This window comes from Rhizobium sp. BT-226 (assembly GCF_025847085.2).
In the GTDB taxonomy this organism is placed as follows: Bacteria; Pseudomonadota; Alphaproteobacteria; order Rhizobiales; family Rhizobiaceae; genus Rhizobium; species Rhizobium sophorae.
Window position 1 is genome coordinate 246477 of sequence record NZ_JAOYTI010000006.1, and the last position, 14373, is coordinate 260849.

Annotated in this window: 14 protein-coding genes and 1 pseudogene; 6 read left to right on the forward strand and 9 right to left on the reverse strand. The window is 62.7% G+C overall.

Annotated features, from left to right (window positions below; all coding sequences use genetic code 11):
- Nucleotides 1–41: 41 nt before the first annotated feature.
- From OIU37_RS30360 to OIU37_RS30375, 4 genes are all read left to right on the forward strand, one after another.
- Nucleotides 42–1139 (forward strand): chemotaxis response regulator protein-glutamate methylesterase, encoded by a 1098-nt coding sequence (locus tag OIU37_RS30360; RefSeq protein WP_164048041.1) that lies wholly within the window; start codon nucleotides 42–44, stop codon nucleotides 1137–1139.
- 244 nt (nucleotides 1140–1383) lie between these two features.
- Nucleotides 1384–2184: an inositol monophosphatase family protein gene (locus OIU37_RS30365; protein WP_264259626.1), complete on the forward strand. Its 801-nt coding sequence runs from the start codon at nucleotides 1384–1386 to the stop codon at nucleotides 2182–2184.
- A 112-nt stretch (nucleotides 2185–2296) separates the two neighbouring features.
- Nucleotides 2297–3391, forward strand: a complete 1095-nt coding sequence (locus OIU37_RS30370) for a flagellar motor protein MotA (RefSeq protein ID WP_264259627.1) — start codon at nucleotides 2297–2299, stop codon at nucleotides 3389–3391.
- A gap of 3 nt (nucleotides 3392–3394) precedes the next feature.
- On the forward strand, nucleotides 3395–4426 hold the full coding sequence (locus OIU37_RS30375) for a peptidoglycan -binding protein (RefSeq protein ID WP_138333406.1): 1032 nt from the start codon (nucleotides 3395–3397) through the stop codon (nucleotides 4424–4426).
- Between the two features lie 6 nt (nucleotides 4427–4432).
- On the opposite strand, the gene OIU37_RS30380 is transcribed toward OIU37_RS30375, so the two are convergent.
- The 5 genes and pseudogenes from OIU37_RS30380 to OIU37_RS30400 form a co-directional block, all read right to left on the reverse strand.
- Nucleotides 4433–5677 carry an RNA polymerase sigma factor gene (locus OIU37_RS30380; protein WP_264259631.1) on the reverse strand — a complete coding sequence of 415 codons (1245 nt, stop codon included), beginning with the start codon at nucleotides 5675–5677 and terminating at the stop codon, nucleotides 4433–4435.
- 7 nt (nucleotides 5678–5684) lie between these two features.
- Nucleotides 5685–6022 (reverse strand): annotated as a pseudogene (locus OIU37_RS30385) (YciI family protein).
- A 272-nt stretch (nucleotides 6023–6294) separates the two neighbouring features.
- The gene (locus tag OIU37_RS30390) at nucleotides 6295–6483 is read right to left on the reverse strand and encodes a YegP family protein (protein ID WP_064651210.1); all 189 of its coding nucleotides are present in this window, start codon (nucleotides 6481–6483) and stop codon (nucleotides 6295–6297) included.
- Nucleotides 6484–6768: 285 nt separating this feature from the next.
- Complete coding sequence (locus OIU37_RS30395) at nucleotides 6769–7761, reverse strand: tripartite tricarboxylate transporter substrate binding protein (RefSeq protein WP_180696326.1); 993 nt, start codon at nucleotides 7759–7761, stop codon at nucleotides 6769–6771.
- 143 nt (nucleotides 7762–7904) lie between these two features.
- On the reverse strand, nucleotides 7905–9707 hold the full coding sequence (locus OIU37_RS30400; protein WP_182209252.1) for an ABC transporter transmembrane domain-containing protein: 1803 nt from the start codon (nucleotides 9705–9707) through the stop codon (nucleotides 7905–7907).
- 192 nt (nucleotides 9708–9899) lie between these two features.
- Here OIU37_RS30400 and rpmE point away from each other — a divergent pair, with 192 nt between their 5' ends.
- Nucleotides 9900–10121: a 50S ribosomal protein L31 gene (rpmE, locus tag OIU37_RS30405; RefSeq protein ID WP_003542805.1), complete on the forward strand. Its 222-nt coding sequence runs from the start codon at nucleotides 9900–9902 to the stop codon at nucleotides 10119–10121.
- A 189-nt stretch (nucleotides 10122–10310) separates the two neighbouring features.
- Here rpmE and OIU37_RS30410 read toward each other — a convergent pair whose 3' ends face one another.
- The 3 genes from OIU37_RS30410 to OIU37_RS30420 all read right to left on the reverse strand — a co-directional run bounded on the left by OIU37_RS30410 (nucleotide 10311) and on the right by OIU37_RS30420 (nucleotide 12789).
- Complete coding sequence (locus OIU37_RS30410) at nucleotides 10311–10826, reverse strand: DUF1465 family protein (RefSeq protein WP_003542804.1); 516 nt, start codon at nucleotides 10824–10826, stop codon at nucleotides 10311–10313.
- A gap of 391 nt (nucleotides 10827–11217) precedes the next feature.
- Nucleotides 11218–11409 (reverse strand): DUF1192 domain-containing protein, encoded by a 192-nt coding sequence (locus OIU37_RS30415; protein ID WP_264259635.1) that lies wholly within the window; start codon nucleotides 11407–11409, stop codon nucleotides 11218–11220.
- 81 nt (nucleotides 11410–11490) lie between these two features.
- A complete protein-coding gene (locus OIU37_RS30420) occupies nucleotides 11491–12789 on the reverse strand; it encodes an MFS transporter (RefSeq protein WP_264259636.1) in 1299 nt (432 codons plus the stop codon).
- 172 nt (nucleotides 12790–12961) lie between these two features.
- On the opposite strand from OIU37_RS30420, the gene OIU37_RS30425 reads away from it, so the two are divergent.
- The gene (locus tag OIU37_RS30425; protein ID WP_003542801.1) at nucleotides 12962–13126 is read left to right on the forward strand and encodes a hypothetical protein; all 165 of its coding nucleotides are present in this window, start codon (nucleotides 12962–12964) and stop codon (nucleotides 13124–13126) included.
- Nucleotides 13127–13155: 29 nt separating this feature from the next.
- Here the strand turns inward: OIU37_RS30425 and OIU37_RS30430 are convergent, their stop codons facing one another.
- Nucleotides 13156–14079, reverse strand: a complete 924-nt coding sequence (locus OIU37_RS30430) for a PhzF family phenazine biosynthesis protein (protein WP_264259637.1) — start codon at nucleotides 14077–14079, stop codon at nucleotides 13156–13158.
- Nucleotides 14080–14373 lie beyond the last annotated feature (294 nt).

Genomic DNA, 14373 nt, shown 5'->3' on the forward strand with positions numbered 1-14373 from the left:
AACCGCTGCGCACTTCTGGACGGCATGCATTAGGGGCATTCATGGCTAAGAAAATCCGCGTTCTCATCATCGACGATTCCGCCAGCATCCGCCAGACGCTGACGCATGTGCTGGAGCAGGATCCCGATATCGAGATCATGGCGGTTGCATCCGACCCCTTCATGGCGGCGCGGAAGCTGCAGGAAGAGATCCCCGATGTCATCACGCTCGATGTCGAGATGCCGCGCATGGATGGCATCACCTTCCTGCGCAAGTTGATGTCGCAACGGCCGATCCCTGTCGTGATGTGTTCGTCGCTGACGGAGGCGGGATCGGAAACGCTGCTCCAGGCGCTGGAGGCCGGTGCCGTCGACGTCATCCTGAAATCGAAGATCGGCGCCGCCGACAGCCTTTCCGACGACGCGATGCGTATTCGCGAAGTCGTCAAGAGCGCTTCGCATGCACGGCTTTCCAACGTCCGCCGCGCCGCAGGAACCATCCGCTCGGCCTCAGTGGAAGGGCCGGCCAAGAAGCTAACGGCAGATGTGATGCTGCCGCCGCCGACGGGACGGGCCATGGCGAAGACGACCGAGATGGTCGTCTGCGTCGGCGCCTCCACCGGCGGCACCGAAGCGCTGCGTGAGTTCCTGGAGGAACTGCCGGCCAATGCGCCTGGCATGGTGATCGTCCAGCATATGCCGGAGAAATTCACTGCCGCCTTCGCCAAGCGGCTGAACGGGCTCTGCGAGGTCGAGGTCAAGGAAGCCGTCGATGGCGATCCGGTGCTGCGCGGCCATGTGCTGATCGCGCCAGGCGACAAACATATGCTGCTCGAACGCCAAGGTGCGCGCTACTATGTGAGCGTCAAGACCGGGCCGCTGGTGTCGCGACACCGGCCTTCCGTCGACGTGCTCTTCCGCTCGGCGGCGCGCTCGGCCGGCTCGAACGCCATGGGCATCATCATGACAGGCATGGGCGACGACGGCGCGCGCGGCATGCTGGAAATGCATCAGGCCGGGGCCTACACGGTGGCGCAGGACGAGGCGAGTTCGGTTGTCTTCGGCATGCCGAAGGAGGCGATCGCCAAGGGCGGCGTCGACCGTGTCCTACCGCTCGACCAGATCGCTCGCGAAGTGCTGATGACGCAGCAGAAGTTCTGAGATCGTTTCAACGGAACGCAAGAAAATGGACGGCCTCGGAAGATGTCGCCGATTTATCCGTTCAGCATAACCGGCGGTTTTTGGCGCCGCAGGGCAGCCATGCGTGCCTCCCCTTGAAATTTCCCTGATTTTGTGGTCTTGAGGCCTCCAATCTTCGCAGCGCTGCCTGTCATGCATGTTCAGGGACACTTCCCGCCCCTGGCAGCGCGCGCGCCCCGTATCAGTCCCAAGGAAAAATGCGCCGATGGCCCGTTCAGCTCTTCTCAATGTCATGGTTCAGGCTGCCCTCAAGGCAGGAAAGTCGCTGGGACGTGATTTCGGCGAAGTGCAGAACCTGCAGGTTTCCGTGAAGGGACCGGGCGATTTCGTTTCCACCGCCGACCGCAAGGCCGAAAAGATCGTCAGGGAAGAGCTGCTCAAGGCGCGTCCGACCTATGGCTTCCTCGGCGAGGAAAGCGAGGAAATCAACGGCACCGACGGCGCGCATCGCTGGATCGTCGACCCGCTCGACGGCACGACGAACTTTTTGCACGGCATCCCGGCCTTCGCTGTCTCGATCGCGCTCGAACGCAATGGCGAGATCGTTGCCGCCGTCGTCTTCAATCCGGCGACCGACGAGCTCTATACTGCCGAGCGCGGCGGCGGCGCCTTCCTCAACGACCGGCGGCTGCGGGTCGCTGCGCGCCGGGCGCTGTCGGATTGCGTTATCGGCTGCGGTGTGCCGGCGCTGGGCAAGCGCAATCACGGCAAGTTCCTGGTCGAGCTTCGCCACGTGATGGGCGAAGTGGCGGGCATCCGGCGCCTGGGCTCGCCGACGCTCGATCTTGCCTATGTCGCGGCCGGTCGTTTCGACGGTTTCTGGGAAGCGGAGCTTGCGCCCTGGGACATGGCCGCCGGCATCCTGCTCATCCGCGAAGCCGGCGGTTTCGCCACCGACTGGGACGGCGGCGCAACGATGCTCGAGAGCGGCACGATCGTCGCCGGCAACGAGCTCATCCACAAGGCGTTGATCGAAGTCGTCAAGCGGCCGGTTCCCGCCAAGTGATCGAACGAAAATCTGGCTGTTGTAAAGTCACGGTTTTCTCCCCGGCATACTTCAATTCGGCACAATGTTGCTCTAGTCTCCGCCAGCAGGGAATCCGGAGGCTGCGTAACCTATGGAAAATGTGAATGTGGCGGAGATCGGCTCCACCGAAAAGACGGCGGGCACTTATGCCCACAGGCTTTCGAGCCCCATGCCCTTCCTCTGGACGATGCTGCTTTTCCTCGTCATCGTCGGTTTTATCGCCGCCATCCTCTTCCGCCAGACGCAGACCGCCTTCATGCACAATCCGGGCCTCAACGGCCTGATCGTCGGCGTTCTCGCGGTCGGAATCATCCTTGTTTTCAACCACGTACTGGCGCTTCGCCCCGAGGTGCGGTGGTTCAATTCGTTCCGCGCCGCCGGCAGCGCCGACAAGGTCAACCGCAATCCGCGGCTGCTTGCGCCAATGCGGGCGCTGCTCGGCAGCCGCAAGTCCTCAGTGGCGCTGTCGACGACGGCGCTGCGCTCGATCCTCGATTCGATCGCCACCCGCCTCGACGAATCGCGCGACGTTTCGCGCTACCTGATCGGCCTCTTGGTCTTCCTCGGCCTGCTCGGCACCTTCTGGGGCCTCATCGGCACGATCGGTTCGATTAGCATCGTCATCCAGTCGCTCGATGCCGGCTCGAACGGCACGGGGGACGTGCTCTCGGCGCTTAAGGAAGGGCTCTCGATGCCGCTTTCGGGCATGGGCCAGGCCTTCTCCTCTTCGCTGCTCGGCCTTTCCGGTTCGCTCATTCTCGGCTTCCTCGACCTGCAGGCCGGCCGCGCGCAGAACCGCTTCTACATGGAGCTGGAAAACTGGCTGTCCTCGGTCACGGATGTCGGCTCCGATCTTGCTCCGGCTCTCGAGGCCGTTTCCGGCGCTTCCTCGGACGACATGCGCGCGCTCTCCGATTATCTGCGCAAGGTCTCCGAAGAGGGCGGCGCCGGAAGCCAGCGCTCCGTCGCTGCCATGGCAAGCCTTGCCGAAGGTATTCAGGGCCTCGTCAAGAACATGCGCAACGAACAGCAGATGCTGCGCGACTGGATCGAGGCACAGCAGGACGAGGCCAAGGCCATGCGCCGCACGCTGGACCGGCTTGCCGAACGCATCGGCGTGCAGGACCGCGCCGGCGAGCGTTTGCGCGACCGTGCCAGCCAGGCAGAAAAGAGCGAGGGCAAGTAAGCCATGGCTCTTGCCCGCAACCGGCGCCGCGAACGCACGGTGGATTACTGGCCGGGCTTCGTCGACGCGCTGTCGACGCTGCTCATTTCCATCATGTTCCTGCTGACGGTCTTCGTCGTCGGGCAGTTCATCCTCAGCCGCGAGATCACTGGACGCGATGAGGTGCTCAATCGCCTCAACAGCCAGATCAACGAATTGACGCAGCTTCTCGCGCTCGAAAAGGGCAGCAACCAGGATCTCCAGGATTCGGTCGCCAATCTGCAGGCCTCGCTTGCCAGCGCCGAAGGTGACCGGTCGCGGCTGCAGGCGCTGCTGAATGCCGGTTCGGGCGGTCAGGATGCGGCACAGAAGCGGATCGGCTCGATGACGCAGGAGCTCGACGAGCAGAAGCAGGTGAGCGAGCGGGCGCTCAGCCAGGTCGAATTGCTGAACCAGCAGATCGCAGCGCTTCGCAGCCAGATTGCCGCCGTCGAAGCAGCCCTTCAGGCGTCGGAGGAGAAAGACCGGGTCTCGCAGACCAAGATCGCCGACCTCGGCAGCCGCCTCAACGTGGCGCTCGCCGCACGCGTCCAGGAGCTGAACCGCTACCGTTCCGACTTCTTCGGCCGCCTGCGCGAGATCCTCTCGGACCGCGAGAATATCCGCATCGTCGGCGACCGGTTCGTCTTCCAATCGGAAGTGCTGTTTCCCTCGGGCGGCGCCGATCTCAACCCGGAGGGGCAGACCGAGATGGCGAAGCTTGCTAGCGCCCTTCTCGATCTCGCCAAGGAAATTCCGCCCGAGATCAACTGGGTGCTGCGCGTCGATGGCCATACCGACAATGTGCCGCTTGGCGGAACTGGCCGCTATCGCGACAATTGGGAACTCTCCTCGGCGCGCGCGATTTCGGTTGTCAAATTCCTGATTGCACAGGGCGTGCCGGCCGACCGGCTGGTTGCCGCCGGCTTCGGCGAGTTCCAGCCGATCGCGCCTGGCGATACACCGGATGCGCGCTCTACCAACCGCCGCATCGAGCTGAAGCTGACCGAGAAGTGATTAACATCATATCGCCTGCCGCGCGTCCTTTAGCCGGCCGGCGAGGAAATCGCGCACGGCGGGGCTGTCGCTGAGGCCGATTGCTGTCATATAGGCATCGGCTGCCGCGGTATGATCGCCAACCTGGGTCAGGAGAAAGGCACGCACCGCCCAGTAGGGCTGGTAGCTTGCGATGTCGCGCGGATCGAGCTTGTCGAGCTGCTCCAGCCCGGCAGCGGCGCTCGAGGCCCTGCCGATCACCGCAGCCTGGCTGACGCGTGCACCCAGCATCGGCTTCATCATCACCAGCGCCGCATAGAGTGTCGTCAGCGCCTGCCAGTCTGTCGTTCCTGACAGCCGGCGCGCCGCATGCACGGACTGGATCGCCGCCTGACACTGGAAGGGGCCGAAACGGTCGAAGCCACCGGCCTTGCGCAGCAGTGCATCCGCCTCGTCCATCATGATCGCGTTCCACGCGGCCGCGTCCTGCTCGCCCAGCGGCACATATCGGCCGCTATCGTCGCGCCGGGCGCTGCGGCGGGCTTCGCAGTGGAGCATCAGCGACAGCAGGCCGATCGCTTCCGGTTCGTCCGGAAGCACTGCCAGAAGCGCACGACCGAGCCAGATCGCCTCGCCGGCGAGCGAATGGCGCTCTTCCTCGCCGTCGAGACCGTCCCAGCCAAGACCGTAAGCCGCGTAGATCGCCGAGAGCACCGCCGCAAGCCGCCCGGGTAAGGCGGGGCGAGGCGGGACGGCGAAGGGAATGCCGGCATCACGGATCTTCACCTTGGCCCGCACCAGCCGCTGGCTCATCGCCTCCGGTGAGACGACGAACGATCGGGCGATGGTTTTTGCCTCGATGCCGAGCACGGTCTGCAGCATCAGCGCCGTATGCACGGAGCTGTCGATGGCGGGATGGGTGCAGGCGAAGAGCAGCTTCAGCCGCTCATCGGGAAAGATGGCGCTGCCGGCCGCGTTCATGCGTTCCTCCGCCTCCTCGAAGGCGACCGATATCGTCGTTTGCGCATTGGCCTCGACGGTGCGGTGACGGGCCGCCTGCATGAGGTTGCGGCGGGCAGCCACCAGCAGCCAGGCTTCCGGGTTGCCGGGAACGCCGCGTTCCGGCCAGACGCGAAGCGCCGAAGCCAGCGCTTCCGACAATGCATCTTCTGCCGCCGGCACGTCGCGCGAGCGGGCGGCGAGAAAGGCGATCAGCTTGCCGTAGGACTGACGCGCCACCTTTTCGGCAGCGCGTCCGGCATCGGGCGGCATGACCACCTCACATCTGCAGGCGCGGGCGCACCTCGACCGAACCCTTGTCGGAGATCGGAACCCGGGTTGCCCATTCGAGCGCGGTGTCCATGTCGGGGACGTCGATCAGATAGAAGCCGCCGAGCTGTTCCTTGCCGTCCGGATAAGGGCCGTCCTGGACATCGTGTTCCTCGCCTTGCGGCGCACGATCGTGCCGGTTTCGGGGCCTGTCAGCCCGGCGCCGCCAGTCATGATCCCTGCCTGGGCGAGCGCCTGGCTGTAGGCGACCCAGCCGTCGCGATAGGCGGGATCGCTACGGCGGGCGAAATCCTCGGCGGCTTCGCGAATGATGAGAGCATATTGCATGGAAAACTCCTGATCTCGTTGCTGACGTTGATCCGAGCCTCCCGGTATCGGGGATCGAGATCCCGAAAGCCGCGAAGCCCGGCGGAGCGGCGGGGCCGTTCCGAAACAATGAGGCGCGGCCACCGGTCGTTTCGACATGGCTTTCAAAAAAATATGCGAAAAAGAAAAATGGCGCCGAAAATCGCAAGCAAGCGAGCCGAGCTCAAGGGCGCCGGCGCTGCTTACGGGCGCGAAAGGGCAGGGCGGCAATCACGCCGCCGCTGCCGGTCTGCTCAGGATTCGGCCTTCGTCTGGTCGACGACCTCGGCGCTTGGCGTGTTCTTCTTGATGGATTCGATGGCACTCACGGCGGACGCCTTCGCCTTGTAGCCTTCGGACAGGAACATGGTTTCCCCGTTCGATGCCTTGAAGCGGAAGCGGAACTCGCCGGCCTTATCCTTATAGACTTCGAATTTATACATAGATGTCTCCCGAAATCCCAAAACGCTGAATTGCAACCATCAGCTTAGTGGAGGCTAGATCAAAATGGCGAGCTTTTCCACTGCCTTAATCAGGATTGGGTTGCTTAGCGTCCAATTGTCACCGTTTCCATTGGACGCAAGCGAATGAATACGCCGGCGCCTATGCCCCGGGAGCAGGATGATTTCAGGCCGGGCCAGCCTGAAATCTGATTCCGGTTCTCAATTAAAGAATAGAGCATGATGTCATCCGAAAACCGCTCACACTTTTCGCATCATGCTTTGGCATCACTCCATCTGGATGTTCGCGCCCTTGACGACCGGTCCCCATTTGGCGAGCTCGGCCTTCACATGCGCGGCGAGTTCCTCCGGCGTCGAGCCGACGATGGTGGCGCTGAATTCCTTCATGCGTTCGGCGACGGCTGGGTCGGCGAGCGCCTTTTTAGCCGAGGCGTTGAGGCGCATCACGACCTCGCTCGGCGTCTTGGCCGGGGCGAAAAGCGCGTTCCAGGTGTAGGTCTCGTAACCTGGAATGCCTGACTCGGCGACGGTCGGTACGTCGGGGAAGGAGGGCGCGCGCTCGGCCGTGGTCACCGCCAGCGCCCGCAGAGTGCCGGCTTTGATGTGGCTCGACGAGGAGGGCAGGTTATCGAACATGATCGGCACCTGGTTGCCGATGACGTCGTTCAATGCCGGGCCGGCGCCCTTATAGGGGATGTGCTGCATGCTGACACCCGCCATGGACTTGAAGAGTTCGCCGGAAAGGTGCAGCGGCGTGCCGTTGCCCGACGAGGCGTAGCTGTATTTGTCGGGCTCGGCCTTCAGCAGCGCGACCAGCTCCTGCACGGTCTTTGCCGGCAGCTCCGGATTGACGACCAGCACATTCGGTACGACGACGAGCAGCGAGATCGGTGCGAAATCCTTTTCGGCGTCATATGGCGTCGATTTCAGGATCAGCGGATTGAGTGCGTGGGTCGCGACCGTGCCCATCAGGATGGTGTAGCCGTCCGGTTCGGCGCGGGCGACGTTACCGGCGCCGAGATTGCCGCCGGCGCCGGCGACGTTCTGGACGATCACCTGCTGGCCGAGATCCTCCGACATCTTCTGCGCGACGATGCGGGCGACGACGTCGGTCGAGCCGCCGGCCGCGAAGGGCACGACCATGGTGATCGCGCGATCAGGAAAATCCGCAGCAGTGGCAGACGCGCCGACGGCAAGGGCCGCAAGCACACCGAAACCGAGCGCAAGGCCCGTACGTCGCGTCATATCGGAAAGCGCCATTCCTATCTCCTCCCAAGGATTTCAGCAGCAATATCCCCACCCCGGGGAATGAAGAGGTTAGGGCAGGACGCGCGAAAGACAACCGCAGAGAGACGCGGCGGGTTCAGACTTTAGTCTCTGTTGGCGGGAGAAGTGCGCGCGGGCTATTTCGCGGCGGCGAGCACATCCTCGTTGGCGGCGTCGAATTGCAGCCGCGCCAGCCGCGCATAGATGCCGCCGTGACGGATCAGGCTCTGATGCGTGCCCTCTTCGACGACCCGGCCCTGATCCATGACGAGAATGCGGTCGGCCTTCAGCACGGTTGCCAGGCGATGGGCGATGACGAGCGTCGTGCGGCCGTCCACCAGGCCGTCGAGCGCCTTCTGAACCAGCGTCTCGCTTTCGGCGTCAAGCGCAGAGGTCGCCTCATCGAGCAGCAACACGGGCGCGTTCTTCAGGATGGCGCGGGCAATGGCAATGCGCTGTCGCTGGCCGCCGGAGAGCGTGATGCCGCGTTCGCCGACCTCGGTCTCATAACCCTGGTCCAGCCGGGCGATGAATTCGTCGGCCTGTGCGGCAAGCGCTGCGGCACGGACCTCGTCACGCGAGGCGCCGGGACGGCCGAAGGCGATGTTGTCATGGATCGAGGCGGCAAAGATGGTGACGTCCTGCGGCACGATGGCGATGCGCTGGCGCAACTCGTCGGGCGTCGTCAGCTGCGCATCGACACCATCGATCTTCACGCTACCCTGCTGCGGATCGTAGAAGCGCAGCAGCAGCGAAAAGACGGTGCTCTTGCCGGCACCGGAAGGGCCGACGATGGCGACGGTCTCACCTGGCGTGACCGCGAAGCTTAAACCGTGCAGCGCCGATTTGCCGGGGCGCGAGGGATAGGCAAAATGCACGCCGGAAAATTCGACGCGGCCGCGGCTGGGCGAGGGAAGCGGCTCAGGGCTGGCGGGCGCTGCGATCGGCGAGACCTCGTCGAGAAGCTCGGTCAGCCGGTCTGCGGCACCGGCTGCCTGCGAGAGTTCACCCCAGACCTCCGACAGCGCGCCCAGCGAACCGGCGGAGATGACGGCATAGAGCAGGAACTGGCCGAGCGTGCCGGCCGAAAGCGTGCCGGCGAGCACGCTGTGGGCGCCGACCCAGAGCACGGCAACGACGCTGCCGAAGATCAGCGTGATGGCGATCCCGGTTAGCAGCGCGCGCGAGCGGATGGCGGCGCGGGCGGCCTCGTAGGCGGATTCGACGGCGGTGCCGTAACGCGTCGCTGCGGCATCCTCTCCGTTGAAGGCCTGGACGGTGCGGGTCGCGGCGATCGTCTCATTGGCGAAGGCGGAGGCATCGGCGAGCGTATCCTGGGCGGCGCGCGAGCGCTTGCGCACCGAGCGGCCGAAGGCGACGAGCGGGAAGACGATCAGCGGGATCGCTCCGATGACGAGGCTCGAAAGCTTCGGCGAGGTGACGATCATCATGCCCATGGCGCCGATACAGAGGATGAGGTTCCTGAGCGCCACCGAGGCGGTGGCGCCGACGGCGGACTTGATCTGCGTCGTATCGGCGGTCAGCCGCGAGACGATCTCGCCGGATTGGTTGACGTCGAAGAAGGAGGGCGACAGCCTGGTCACATGGGAAAAGACATCGCGGCGAAGATCGGCAACGATGCGCTCGCCGATGGTGATGACGAAATAATAGCGCAGCGCGCTGGCGACCGCGAGCACGATGGCCATGACCATCAGCATGGCGAAGTAGCTGTTGATGAAGCGGCCGTCGGATTGGGTGAAGCCGTGATCGATCATGCGACGCACGGCGAGCGGCAGCGCCAGCGAGGTGATGGCGGCAAGTGCCAGCGAGATCAGCGCACCGGCCACCAGGCCGCGATAACGCATGAGATAGGGCGTCAGCCTGCCGAGCGATCGCAGCGATCGCTTCTTGTTTTCCTCAGCCCGTGCCTGCTCTGCCAATTCGTCTCCGATCGCCCGCAGGACCCGCGCAATGCGGCCTGTTGGCTCTTGTTATCCCGGCGTCCTTCATGTATAGGCACCGCATCCTAATGGGAAGCCGTAGCCATCCGACTGCGGCTTCATTTATTCAATCGGTTCGTTGGCCGCAACTGCATGCGGCAAATTGAACTCCGGTATCGCAGGAAGATTGTTATGAAGGCAGGCATCCATCCCGAATATCACATGATCAAGGTGGTCATGACCGATGGCACTGAGTACGAAACCCGCTCGACCTGGGGTTCGGAAGGCGCTGTCATGAACCTCGAAATCGATTCCAAGTCGCATCCGGCCTGGACCGGCGGCAACCAGCAGCTCATGGACCGCGGTGGCCGCGTTTCCAAGTTCAACAAGCGTTTCGGCGGCCTCGGCCTCTAATCGCTTTTGCTCGACGGAATTCGAAGAGAGCCCGGTTTCGCCGGGCTTTTTTGCGTTTGCAACGGCTTATGGTGCCGCGCGTCTTTTCGGACGCGCAAAGGACGCTGTAGGGATGCCGGCCTTCAGCGGCAAATAAAAACCGGCCGCGTGAGACGCAGCCGGTTTGTATTCGAATTCTTGCAGATCTGGTCAGTTGTTGCCGAAGGCGGTCTGCAGCAGGGAAAGCTGGGCTTGGACGCTGTTCTGATTATCGTGAACGATCACGGCTTCGGACGGGCGGTAGATCTCGCGGTCGAGCAAGGCAATGCGGTTCTGCAAACGCAGCGAGCGTTCAACGAGGTCGCGGAAGGATTCCGGCAGGTCACCCCAGCCGGGTGCGGCGCGATCGACGTTGAAGCCGTCGAGGCGAACCTTGTTCTTTTCGGCGAGCACCTGGTCGCGGGACATTTCGCCATTGTTGACGGCGCGCTGCAGCAGCAGCCAGGAGGCCATTTGCATCAGGCGAGTGGTGAGACGCATCGATTCCGCGGCGTAGAGAACCGAGGCCATCCGCGGCAGAACCTTGGAAGCGGCGCGGCCCTGACCGTCGAGATAGGCGGCAGTCTCTTCGACCAGCGACATGCCTTCCGCATAAAGTGCCTTGAACTGCGAAGATGCAGCGGCGCGACCTGCAAAACTGATCGTGTTCAATCCAACTTCCGACATCGCAATAGTCCCTGTTCGCACGCAGCTACATATATTCAGGTAACGCCGGTTCCGATGGAAAAGTTTCCCGGCCGGGTCTTTATGACTTTAAGATGGTATCATTAGCCCAAATGCGCAAGACGTTTCTTAAGAAAGGGTTAATCTCCACAGTTTCGTGGAAGTGCGCCGGCGATGGGAAAAAGAAGAGCCGCAAACGCGGCTCTCAAGGTAAAACAGGGAGAAAAATCAGACCAATTCACCGCTTGGAAAACTGTCTGAGATCCAGAGGAAATCCGGATGAATACAGTAATACCTTATAAAGCTTAATATTTTATTAACATTGTGCCGAAGTAAGACTTGAGGCGGGCTATTTTGGCCGCCTACAGCCTTGTTTTTCGGGGTTTTTATCGGATCACGAACGGAAGAAGCTTTCCGCCGCCTGCCGCCCGGAGGCTTTGCGGGCGGCCTCGGCTTCGAGACGGGCGATCTCCGTCTTCAGCAATTCCATCCGCGCCCTCAATTCGTCGACTGAAAGCATGGAGAGATCGGCGCCGATCTCGTGGGCGACTTTCTTCTGCGGCCGGTCATCATCGATGAAGCTCATGGTTCGTCCTCCGTTCGCTGCGTGGCATTTTTACGCAATTCCGGAACGCAAAGTCGCTGCACACTTTTTCCGGAATTTGCTCTAGCCGAACTTTACAGCAGGATCGCCGCTTTCGGGAGACTTTCCGGTTTCGGGAGGTATGCCGGCGCCGCGATCGGCAAGCGACATGCTTTGCGGTGTCAGCATCGGCGAGGTGCCGGTCGGGATCGTGGTGTAGGCGTCGCGGTCGCTGGCCGGGACCGCGGCGCGGATGCGGCTCCTGATGATGGCATAAACGGTGATCATCACATGGGCGATGGCGGTGACGAGGAAAAGCGCATGCGGCGTGATCGCCGACATGACGGGACCGCTGAGCGTCGGGCCGATCACCGTGCCGATGCCATAGAGCAGCAGCAAGCCGCCCGAGACCTTGACGAAATCCTCCGACGCCGCGAAGTCGTTCGCGTGGGCGACGGCGATCGGATAGAGCGTATTCGCCACGGCACCGTAAAGGACGACGAGCCCGATCAGCAAAGCGGGGGACGTCGGGTGGAGCAGGAAGATCAGCAGGCCGGCAAGGGCGGCGATCCCCGACATGGCGGCGAGCACGTAACGCCGGTCGATGCGATCGGAAAGCCGGCCGGCCGGCAGCTGCATCACCGCCCCGGCGAAGATGGTAGCGCTCATCATGACGGCGATGCTGGCGTCGGAGAGGCCGGCGCCGGCGCCGAATACAGGGGCGAGCGTGCCGTAGGCACCGTTGGCGATGCCGACGAGCAGGATGCCGAGGCAGGAGACCGGCGAGTTGCGATAGAGCGCCGGCAGATCGAGGCGCACCGCCTTCAGCGGCTGCGGCGAAGCGGCGGTCGACAGCGTCGTCGGCAGCATCGCGATGCAATAGAAGATGCCGCAAATCATGAACAGCACCGGCGTACGCACATCCTCGAGCGGGATCATCATCTGGCCGCCGACGACGCCGATGAGTGTGATGCCGATATAGAGCGAGAAGATCATGCCGCGGCTCTCGTTGCTGGCGCGCTCGTTCAGCCAGCTTTCAATGATCATCGACGTGCCGGCGGTGGAGAAGCCGGTGACGGCGCGCAGGACCACCCACCAGATCGGATCGATAATGATACCGCTGACCAGCGCGATGATGGCGATGATCGAGATGAAGCCGGAAAAGGCACGCACATGGCCGACGCGGCGCACGATCTTCGGTGCAACCAGGCAGCCGATGACGAAGCCCCCCGCCCAGGAGGTGCCGAGCAGGCCGAGCGTCGTCGTTGCGTAGCCTTCAAGATTGCCGCGCACGGGAAGCAGTATGCCCTGCAGGCCGTTGCCCATGAAAAGGAAGAGCGTGCCAAAAAGCAGCGCGGCGACGGACAGCAGATTTCTCTTCATTTCCCCAGACTCAGTCTTAGCGATTTGCAATGACATAAGGCAGGACCTGCGTCAGCCCAGCCTCAAGATGATTGATTGTGCCCCGGAATGTCTTTACGGCGTGTCGAGATCCTCTTGTTCGCGCGGAAAAATGTCCGTCCTGTGACATTCCGAAAAACGGAAAAAATAAAGCATGACAAAGCTGATAGCCTTGCTGCTCATCCTTGCCATGGCGATACAGGTGATCAAACCGCTCGGGCTTCCCGGCCTCAGGCGGCGGATGGATTTCTGGAAGCTCGCGCTGATCGCTTTCGCCGTCTGGGCAGTGGCTCTGCTTTCGCGCGACTTCCTGATGTAATCCTTGGATTGCGGTCCGACCTGCGACCGTCAGTCTTGCAAGCCAATTTCGCCGCGCATGACGGAAACACAGCTTCCCGAAATGACGACATCGGTGACGATGCCGTTGGATTTCAGAACATCAAGGGTGATGACGCTGCGGCGGCCCATTTCGACGCCCTGTTCAATGGTGATGCGGACGTTCATATCGGCCTCCGGCGCAAGCGAGACGAGATAGGCGCCGAGCGCCGCCGAAGCGCTGCCCGTTGCCGGATCTTCGGGCACATTGTCGAGAGGCGCGAACATGCGGGCGCGAATATTCCATGGATTTTCGACTGTCCTCACATAAAGGAAGAGCGAGAAATCGTGGCCGCTGGTCGCCTGGCGGCCGGCAGCTGCCTGGAACCCGGCAAGGTTCGGGCGGGCGCCGGCCAGCGCTTCGAGCCCGTTCAGCTCTGCGATGGCGAAGTTCAGGCCGACGGATGCAAAGGCCGGGGCATGTGTGGTGTTGACGATGACGCTGGGGTCGAGCGAGACACAGCCGGCGATGGTTTGCGCGGCTATGGTGGCGCCGATCGTCAGCGGCTGCGGCGCGCGGATGGCGGCAGCAGAAACCTTTCCGCCGCTGCGTTTCAGGCTGACTTCGACGATGCCGGCCTTTTCCTCGAAACGCAGCGTATCGCCGACCGGCTTGCCGAATATCTCCACCTGCTGGCCGAGCACATAGGCTGTGCCGACATTCGGATGGCCGGCAAAGGGTATTTCCATCGTCGGGGTGAAGATTCGCACGCGGGCGGAATTTTGCGGGTCTTCCGGCGGCAGGACGAAGGTGACTTCGGAATAGTTGAACTCGGTGGCGATCTTTTGCATCGCCACATCGCTCAGACCGCGCGCATCGGAAATGACGGCAAGCGGATTGCCCTCGAAGCGGGTGGAGGTGAAGACATCGACGGTGACGTAGGAGAGGGTGTTCATGGCGGCTCCTGTTGTGACAGGGCGCTATGAGTAATCACGGTTTTTCGCGGAACGAAGCGGTTTCTTGTCGCCGTGACAATGAGAAGGATGTGCGCTGGGCTGATTTCCCCAGAGGCTCGTTGGCGGAGGAGAGCATCTCCCCGGACTCCCTTCATTCCTGTGCCTGTCACAGGAATCCAGCCACCGCGCGTCTGCGCGGTCAATGAATCAATACTTCAGGGGAAAAGTCTTTCGCGCCCAAGGACTTGGGCGCACTGGATTCCTGTGACAAGCACAGGAATGAGGGAGGCGAAG

What these genes read in the sequence shown, in the direction of transcription:
- OIU37_RS30360 (WP_164048041.1), top strand. Translation starts at nt 42, where the DNA reads ATGGCTAAGAAAATCCGCGTTCTCATCATCGACGATTCCGCCAGCATC.
- OIU37_RS30365 (WP_264259626.1), top strand. Translation starts at nt 1,384, where the DNA reads ATGGCCCGTTCAGCTCTTCTCAATGTCATGGTTCAGGCTGCCCTCAAG.
- OIU37_RS30370 (WP_264259627.1), top strand. Translation starts at nt 2,297, where the DNA reads ATGGAAAATGTGAATGTGGCGGAGATCGGCTCCACCGAAAAGACGGCG.
- OIU37_RS30375 (WP_138333406.1), top strand. Translation starts at nt 3,395, where the DNA reads ATGGCTCTTGCCCGCAACCGGCGCCGCGAACGCACGGTGGATTACTGG.
- OIU37_RS30380 (WP_264259631.1), bottom strand. Translation starts at nt 5,677, where the DNA reads ATGCCGCCCGATGCCGGACGCGCTGCCGAAAAGGTGGCGCGTCAGTCC.
- OIU37_RS30390 (WP_064651210.1), bottom strand. Translation starts at nt 6,483, where the DNA reads ATGTATAAATTCGAAGTCTATAAGGATAAGGCCGGCGAGTTCCGCTTC.
- OIU37_RS30395 (WP_180696326.1), bottom strand. Translation starts at nt 7,761, where the DNA reads ATGGCGCTTTCCGATATGACGCGACGTACGGGCCTTGCGCTCGGTTTC.
- rpmE (WP_003542805.1), top strand. Translation starts at nt 9,900, where the DNA reads ATGAAGGCAGGCATCCATCCCGAATATCACATGATCAAGGTGGTCATG.
- OIU37_RS30410 (WP_003542804.1), bottom strand. Translation starts at nt 10,826, where the DNA reads ATGTCGGAAGTTGGATTGAACACGATCAGTTTTGCAGGTCGCGCCGCT.
- OIU37_RS30415 (WP_264259635.1), bottom strand. Translation starts at nt 11,409, where the DNA reads ATGAGCTTCATCGATGATGACCGGCCGCAGAAGAAAGTCGCCCACGAG.
- OIU37_RS30420 (WP_264259636.1), bottom strand. Translation starts at nt 12,789, where the DNA reads ATGAAGAGAAATCTGCTGTCCGTCGCCGCGCTGCTTTTTGGCACGCTC.
- OIU37_RS30425 (WP_003542801.1), top strand. Translation starts at nt 12,962, where the DNA reads ATGACAAAGCTGATAGCCTTGCTGCTCATCCTTGCCATGGCGATACAG.
- OIU37_RS30430 (WP_264259637.1), bottom strand. Translation starts at nt 14,079, where the DNA reads ATGAACACCCTCTCCTACGTCACCGTCGATGTCTTCACCTCCACCCGC.